Source organism: Azospirillum sp. TSH20 (assembly GCF_003115935.1).
GTDB lineage: Bacteria > Pseudomonadota > Alphaproteobacteria > Azospirillales > Azospirillaceae > Azospirillum.
In genome coordinates this window covers 25,289-32,826 of record NZ_LGQU01000067.1, presented here as the reverse complement: position 1 = coordinate 32,826, position 7,538 = coordinate 25,289, and the positions used below count along the sequence as shown (strand labels likewise).

Genomic DNA, 7,538 nt, shown 5'->3' with positions numbered 1-7,538 from the left:
AGACCTCCTTGCGGTTCCCGACCTTCAGCACCGTGACCAACAGCGCATCGCCGTCGATCTGGTAGACGGCCCGCCAGTCGCCGTGGCGAATGCGGCCTTGTCCGCCGCCAAACGCCTTCGCCCAGGGATGCGGGTCAAAAGGAGCGGCGGCGAAGGTCTTCAGCTTCTCCCGCAGCCCGGCCGCATCGCCCTTCGGCATGCGAAGCAGAACCTTCAGCGCAGTGGCTTCGATCACGAGCTTCATGATGTCATGATCGCTGATAGCGAATTTCCCGTCAAGTGGCTATTCGCTGATGGCGAACTGCTTCCTTGATAGACAGCGGCAGGTCACCGCCTGCCTGGACATCTCCGCGCCGGTGCGACGGTCGACCAAGCGGGGCCAGTCGATTCGCCATGCCTCACTGCCCCAACGCAAGCCGAGCGCCGCCTGTCGGTCATTTCGGGATCTTGGCCGGGTAATAGCCGGCGGTTCGACGCCTCGCTCTTTCTGCCAGAAGAGTATTCCGCGCGCATGCTCGCCATGCGCGAAAATTTTTGCTGCTGATCGGCGCAGTCGACGCGCAGGGTCTGCTGGCGGAGGGCTTAGTCACAGAAACTAAGGCGGCGAATACAAGTTGCGAAATCCGCAACTGGTTCACGCTGCGGCGGTCGCGGCCTGCCAGTCGGCCACGGCCTGCGCCCGGAAGTTGCGCAGGGTGCGGCGGGAGACCGGGTGACGCTGGAGGTTGAAGGTGTTGTAGACGGCGGCATGAAGAGAGACGAAGCGCTGGGCGGAACCCGATGATTTGAACCGCTGTAATTTGCGCTCTCGTCGCCGCGCCGGCTGGTGTGAGACCTCGGTGCGGTTGTTTGTTCGCCGCCCTTGTTCATGGTGGGCGGTCAGACCGAGTTGGTGGAAGGCGGCCCCGTAGGACCGGAGCTTGTCGGTCGTGACCTCGATGGGGACGAAGCCATACTTCTTCAGCAGCTTGCGCATCAACTTCAAAGCCGCAGCCATGTCGCGTCGGCGCTGGACGAACACCTCCAACACCTCGCCTTCATCATCGACGGCCCGCCACAAGTGCATGATCCATGCCGCTGACCCTGAGCACCATCTCGTCCAAATGCCAGCGTGAACTGGGCTTCGGCCGCAGGCTTTAGAGATTACGCGCAATGAGCGGGCCGAACTTCACGACCCAACGGCGCACGGTCTCGTAGGATACGTCCAGGCCACGTTCGGCCAGCAACTCCTCGATATCCCGGTAGCTCAACGTGAACCGAAGATAAAGCCCGATGGTTTGCTGGATCACGGCCGGTGGGAATTGATGGCGGGCTTATGAGATCGGCGTCATCCGAGAACGGTAACCTCATTGCCAACTGGCCGCCACCGTTCTCGTGACAACACCCAGAAAACCGACTGCCGATCAGCGGGTTTCCGGAGGGGTGACCATCGGATAACGGTTCTGGAAACCGCCTTTAAGAAGCCGTCTCCAGAACACGCCAGCCGAGATCAGCGCAAGAACGATTATCGCTTCTCCATAGATTGTGGCGGTTTCCGCAAGGCCCAGTTGCAGGATAGCCAATCCCGCAAGGATGACCGGCAGGCTAAAGGCCAGATAGCTCTCGATGTAGAAGGTCGAAAGCAGGCCAGCGCGATCATGGCTTTCCGCACGCGGCAGCAGTTCGCGGAAGGCGCCGGAAAATGAAGCGCCGAAGCCGACACCCGCCAGGGCGACACCAGCGAACATCACAGTGACCGATGGCAACGACAATGCGCAGAGCGCCAGGGCCATGCCGAGGGAAAGTGCCATCGCTCCGGCAATCAACGCATGTTCGGCGGCAAACCGGCGCAGTCCCAGGACCGCCAGCGTGGCGCCGGCCATCAGCGTTGCCACGACCAGCGTCCCGGTGAGCGGCTCGTTCCGGCCCTCGGCAAGGCCGACCAGTGCGGGCATCAGCGAAAAGTTCAGTCCGCCCAGCGCCCAGCCCGCTATGTTCACGGGCGAGACATGGATGAAGCTGTGCCTTGCGGTCTTGGGCATGCGCAACTCAGGTAGCAGCGAGCGCAACGCGCCCGGCCGACGCGAGGCGGTTTCGGGCATTCCGATCGCCAGCACTGTCTGGGCCGCGGACATGATGAGCAGGACGGCATAGACGAGCTGCGTCGGCGCCGGTGCCCAATGGACCAGCAAACCGGAGCCGAGCGCACCGAAGAACAGACCGATGAAGGCGGTGACGCTGTTCAGGAGCGGCCCCCGCTTGCGATCGACGTCCAGGATCGCCGCGCCGAGGGCGGTCGTCGCCATGCCTGTGCCGAAGCCTTGAACCATGCGCGCTAAGCCGAGCCCGAACGCGGAATGAGCGGTCATGAACAGCAGCATCGCGGCCATGTTGATCACGGTGGCGGTGAGGATGGCCGGACGCCGTCCGACATGGTCGGACAGCGCGCCGACCGTCAGAAGTGCGGCGAGCAGGCTGAACGCATAAGCGGCAAAGATCAGCGTCAGCGCGCCGGATCCCAGGCCGAACGCCGACTGGTAATGCTGGTAGAGCGGCGTGGGGGCCGCGGCGCTGGCAAGGAAGGTGGCGGCCGTCACCGCGCAAAAGGCCGTGATCGTGCGATTCGACGGCCGGAAGCGGCGCCGGGCAGGTGGCTCATTGGCAAGGCAGGTCATTTCGATTTCCATTTTCCCGTGCGGCGGCCCGCACAAGGGCCGATGGCCGGAAAAATGCCTCGCGGGATCCGGCGCGAGAATGCGTGACGGACTCGAAAGCTTTGTGCGATGCGCGCAAAACCGGAATCAGGACGCCCAGACCGGCGGCGTGCCGATCACCGTGCGGATGGCGCCGCTCACCACCCTGAATTTCGCGGAGGGTTGCGCCAGGGCGCGCAGCAGGTGGATGCCGGTGTCTGCCACGTTCCAGGGTTCGCCATCGAGGGACAGGCGCAGGAGGGCGCCGGCACGAACGTCGGCGCCCACGACCCAATCCGGCAGAAAGCCGATCCCGATTCCGGACAGGGCCGCGCCCCGCATCGCCTCGAAATCGTCGCAGCGGAAGACCACGCCGGCATCCTGCCGATACCCCGCCGGATGGCCGAGCACGTCCGCCCAGCCGAGCAGATCCGCGCCATGCAGCTTGTCGATCAGCCGGTGACCCGCGAGCGAGGCGCTGTCGGCCGGCGCACCATTGCGCGACAGGTAGTCTGGCGAGGCGACGAGGAGCCTTTTCTGTACGGCGAGACGGGTGGCGATTAGCGTGCTGTCCGCCAGCTCTCCGATGCGGATCACGGCGTCGAGGCGCTCGAGGACCGGATCGGCCAGACGTTCGGTTAGATCGAGCTCGACGGTCAGCCGGGGATGGTCCCGCATCACCGCCTCCACCGCCGGGATCACGTAGCGCTTGCCGAAAGTCGGAAAGCAGGCCAGGCGGAAGACGCCGGTCACCGCCCCGTCGAAGGCGGCGATTTCCGCGTGGGTGTCGGCCAGATCGTCGAGAAGCCGCTGCGCGAGTTCGAAGAGCCGCTCGCCGGCATCGGTCATCGCCAGCGCGCGTGTCGAGCGAACGAAGAGCGGGACGCCGACGCTGTGTTCCAGCGCGTCGATCTGTCGGGCGATGGCGGAGGGAGTGAGGCCGCGCCGCCGCGCCGCGTTGGAGAAGCTGCCGCCCCGCACCACGTCGACGAAGACCGTCAGGTGCTCTGCGAAGCGCGGATCGATCATCTTTGCGTTCCCGGCAAAAAGGTTTCGAGATCCGCCTGCATTCTCGCACCTGCGGAGGCTGCGTAAGGTCCATTCCACGAGCCGGGCGCCGCAGCCCGGCCGACGTGAAATGGAGAGTACAATGAAAGTTCTGGATCGCATCCTGTCGCAATCCGCCTATTCCGCCGAAATCGACGTGCCGCTGGATCAGGTGGACATCGAGGAATGGCTGTTCTCCCTGCCGGAGGCCGAGTATCTGCGCTGCTGCGCACCCGACCATATCGCCGCCGGTATCACCACGACCGACGACGGCCGCCGGATGTCGATCAATGTCGAGATGATCGGCACCGGGCTCGTGGTCCAGCATTATGTGGCTGAAGACGCCGGCCCGACCTATGTGCGGATGAATTCGATCTCGGACGTCTTCACAGCGAACGGCCGCACGCAGGTCAACGTCGTCTGGGAACTGATGGCCGAAGCCATCGAAAACGGCCGGACCCGCTACACGAACCGGGTGACCGCGCATCCCACCGATGCCTTCATGGACTTTCTGGAGGCGCATCAGCTGTCCTACGAAACCGCCGCCGCTGCTCGTCAGGCCGCCGGCGGCGACCACAACCGGCGCGAAACGCCCCTTTTCGCCGCCAGCATCGCGCGGCGCGCCAAGGCGCGGGCACAGGCGGCGGCGTAGTGAAAGCCGTGGTCTTCCAGGACTTCGGCCGGGCGGATGTTCTCCGCCTCGCCGAAGTGCCGGCCCCGGAGATCCGGCCGACGGATCTTCTGGTGCGGGCGCGTGCCGCCGGGGTGAACCGGGCCGATCTTCTGCAGCGGCAGGGGGCCTATGGCACGGAGAATTTCGGCGACAGCCCGCTGCTCGGCCTCGAACTGGCAGGCGAGGTGATAGAGACCGGAGAGGAGGTGACGGGGTTTCGCCGCGGCGACTGGGTGATGGCAATCACCGGCGGCGGCGCTTATGCGGAGTTCGCGCGCATCGATCAGGGGATGGCTGTCCGGATGCCCGAACATCTCGGCTTTATCGAGGCGGCGGCGGTGATGGAGCCCTTCGTCACCGCCTATGAGGTCGTCGGACATCTGGCAGGTCTCGGCGCCGGACAGGCCGTGCTCGTCCACGCCGCCGCAGGCGGTGTCGGCTCCGCCGTGGTGCAGGTTGCCCGCGCCCTCGGGGGCCGTGTACTGGCCACGGCCGGCGCCGGTCATCTCGGCGATGTCCTCTCGCTGGGGGCGGAGGCGGTCGTCGACTACCGGTCGGGGGATTTCGAGGCGGAGGCCCGGCGGTTCACGGATGGCCAGGGTCTCGACGCGGTGGTCGATTTCATCGGCGGCGCCACGCTCGCCGGCAACCTGCGCAGCCTGCGGCCGGGCGGCATCCTGGTGCAGGTCGGGCTGATGGGAGGCGGGGGCGATGCGACGATTCCCCTCGGCCTGCTTCTTCACAACCATCTGCGGCTGGTGGGAACGGTGATGAAGTCGCGGCAGTCCGACGAAAAGCGCGCAATGGTTCAACGCTTTGCCGATCGAATGCTGCCGCTTTTTGCCTCCGGCACCATGCGCGCCGTGGTCTCGCAGGTTTTTCCCTGGCGGAGGTCGTGCAAGCGCACGAGGCTATGGAGCGCGGCGGAGGTTTCGGGAAGATCGTGCTCAAATTGCCTTGAGGGGTCTGGACGAAGGGGGCATCACATCACCCCCGCGCCTCCAACCCGCGCATGACCAGCGCCCACACTGCTTCGAACGCCGTGGCGGTGTGGCGGGGCGTTGGTGCGAAAATGGGGGTCTGGTGATCGAGCAGGACTGCGGGTAAAGGATCGGGCCCCGCTGGAGCCGAGAGCCGGATGCCGTACAAGGCGAACGAGAAGCGCCGTCACAAGATCCCGCGTGCCCGCTACCGGGTTGAGAACTGGGCGGCCTACGATGCGGCGTTGCGCCGACGGGGTGACCTGACGATCTGGGTGACGCCCGAGGCGATCGCCGCCTGGACGCCGGCCAACACGGGTCGGCGCGGCCACCCAACGCGCTACTCGGAAATCGCCATTGAGGCAGGATTGATGCTGCGCTTGGCCTTTGGCCGGCCGTGGCGCCAAACCGAGGGTCTGCTGGGCTCGTTGATACGCCTGCTCGGCCTGGACATGCCAGTGCCGGATCACACAACCTTCTCCCGCCGCAGCGCCGACCTTGCGGTGGCAACCACCCTGGCGAAAGCGAACGGGCCGGTCACGGTGGTGATCGATTCCACGGGGCTGAGGGTGTTCGGCACGGGCGAGTGGCACCAGGAAAAGCACGGCGGCCACGCGCGCCGGAGCTGGAGAAAACTCCACCTGGCGGTCGATCCCGATACGGGCGAAGTCCTCGCCTCGGACCTGACGACTACGGAGGACGGCGACGCCTCTCTGGTCGGTCCGCTGCTCGACCAGATCACCCGCCCGATCGGCACGGTGCTGGCGGACGGCGCGTATGACGGAGGACCCCGTCCACCGCGCGGTCAGCGCACACACGCCCGACGCCGCGGTGATCATCCCGCCGCGCGCGACGGCGGTGCCGACCGATACCGCCGCAAGCGCTCCCACACAGCGTGACCGGCACATCCAGATGATCGCAGAACGCGGACGGCTTGGCTGGCAGCGGGCGGTCCAGTACGCAAGGCGGTCCTTGGGCGAGATGGCGATGCTGAGATACAAGACGCTGATCGGGCGCAGCCTGCGCGCTCGGAGTCTGCCTGCCCAGAAGGTCGAGGCCGCCGTCGGCTGCAAAGCCATGAACATCATGACCAGCTTGGGCATGCCGATCTCCCGCAAGGTCGCCTGATCACCGATCAGTTAGGGCAAACTCTGTCAACGCGCCAAGTTGTGCACCAACGCCAGTGCTCATGCTATATCTAGCCGGCAACGGCACCACAGATGCCATGCTCCATGGGAGGCTGCGAGGATGACCGACGAACTGCGCTTCCAATTGGGCAGCCTCGACCTTCTCCGGCTGACCGAAATCGTCTTTCCCCCCTATGAGGCGACCATGCTCCTGCCGGACTGGGCCGACAAGTTGATCGCTCCACATCAGGACGAGCTGATCCCGGATGCGATGACCCCGGACGGCGCCGGTCTGATGGTCAACGTCAATCTGTGGGTGGTAAGGACCCCGCATCATCTCATGGTCATCGACACCGGGATCGGCGATGGCCGCACCCGCCGGATCCCGCAGTTCGACGGTCTGCACACCGGCCTCCTCGATCGGATGAGGGCGGCCGGCATCGCTCCGGAGGCCATCGATTACGTGCTATGCACCCATATCCACAGTGACCATGTCGGATGGAACACACACTGGAACGACGAGCGCTGGACCCCCGCATTTCCCAACGCACGCTATCTCTGGTCGCGGACCGAGAACGACAAGGCGGCCAGCGAAGGCTTCCGCACCGGCCCCGCCGCCGGCGTCTATGAGGACAGCGTGCTGCCGGTCATCGAGGCCGGCCTGCTCGACCTCGTACCCGACGACGGCGGCGAAGTGATCGAGGGGGTGACCTTCCACCCCACCCCGGGCCATACGCCCGGTCACATGTCCATTTCCGTCCGCTCCGCCGGCCATGAGGCCTTCTTCAGCGGCGACGTCCTTCACAGCCCCGTGCAGGTGCTTCGTCCCACCTGGAATTCGATGTTCTGCCAGGATGCCGAAACGGCCCGCCGGTCGCGCCGCTGGGCGCTGGAACACGCCGCGGAGCGTTCAGCGCTGGTCCTTCCCGCACATTTCGGCGGCCGTTCGGCGGGCCGCGTCGTACGCAGGGGCGAGTGCTTCCACTGGACCTTCGCGTGAACCGCCGCAGGGCGATGTCGCCGCGCAGACCACGCGCGT

Annotated in this window: 6 protein-coding genes and 2 pseudogenes; 4 read left to right on the top strand and 4 right to left on the bottom strand. The window is 65.8% G+C overall.

Annotation, left to right across the window (positions count from 1 at the left end; genetic code table 11):
- The 4 genes and pseudogenes from TSH20_RS18905 to TSH20_RS18890 form a co-directional block, all read right to left on the bottom strand.
- Positions 1–244 (bottom strand): type II toxin-antitoxin system RelE/ParE family toxin (locus tag TSH20_RS18905; RefSeq protein ID WP_109076162.1); only part of this gene is annotated, 244 nt, incomplete at its 3' end.
- A 390-nt stretch (positions 245–634) separates the two neighbouring features.
- Positions 635–1,289: pseudogene (locus tag TSH20_RS18900) on the bottom strand (IS6 family transposase).
- Positions 1,290–1,403: 114 nt separating this feature from the next.
- A complete protein-coding gene (locus tag TSH20_RS18895) occupies positions 1,404–2,666 on the bottom strand; it encodes an MFS transporter (protein ID WP_109076161.1) in 1,263 nt (420 codons plus the stop codon).
- Between the two features lie 114 nt (positions 2,667–2,780).
- A complete protein-coding gene (locus TSH20_RS18890; protein WP_109076160.1) occupies positions 2,781–3,701 on the bottom strand; it encodes a LysR family transcriptional regulator in 921 nt (306 codons plus the stop codon).
- 121 nt (positions 3,702–3,822) lie between these two features.
- Here TSH20_RS18890 and TSH20_RS18885 point away from each other — a divergent pair, with 121 nt between their 5' ends.
- The 4 genes and pseudogenes from TSH20_RS18885 to TSH20_RS18870 all read left to right on the top strand — a co-directional run bounded on the left by TSH20_RS18885 (position 3,823) and on the right by TSH20_RS18870 (position 7,499).
- Positions 3,823–4,371, top strand: a complete 549-nt coding sequence (locus TSH20_RS18885; protein ID WP_109076159.1) for a hypothetical protein — start codon at positions 3,823–3,825, stop codon at positions 4,369–4,371.
- Positions 4,371–5,408, top strand: coding sequence for an NAD(P)H-quinone oxidoreductase (locus TSH20_RS18880; RefSeq protein WP_199232054.1), 1,038 nt, complete (start codon positions 4,371–4,373; stop codon positions 5,406–5,408). Before TSH20_RS18885 ends, TSH20_RS18880 begins: the two co-directional genes overlap by 1 nt.
- 122 nt (positions 5,409–5,530) lie before the next feature.
- Positions 5,531–6,500 (top strand): annotated as a pseudogene (locus TSH20_RS18875) (IS5 family transposase).
- A gap of 120 nt (positions 6,501–6,620) precedes the next feature.
- Positions 6,621–7,499, top strand: a complete 879-nt coding sequence (locus tag TSH20_RS18870) for an MBL fold metallo-hydrolase (RefSeq protein WP_109076158.1) — start codon at positions 6,621–6,623, stop codon at positions 7,497–7,499.
- The last annotated feature ends 39 nt before the right edge of the window (positions 7,500–7,538 follow it).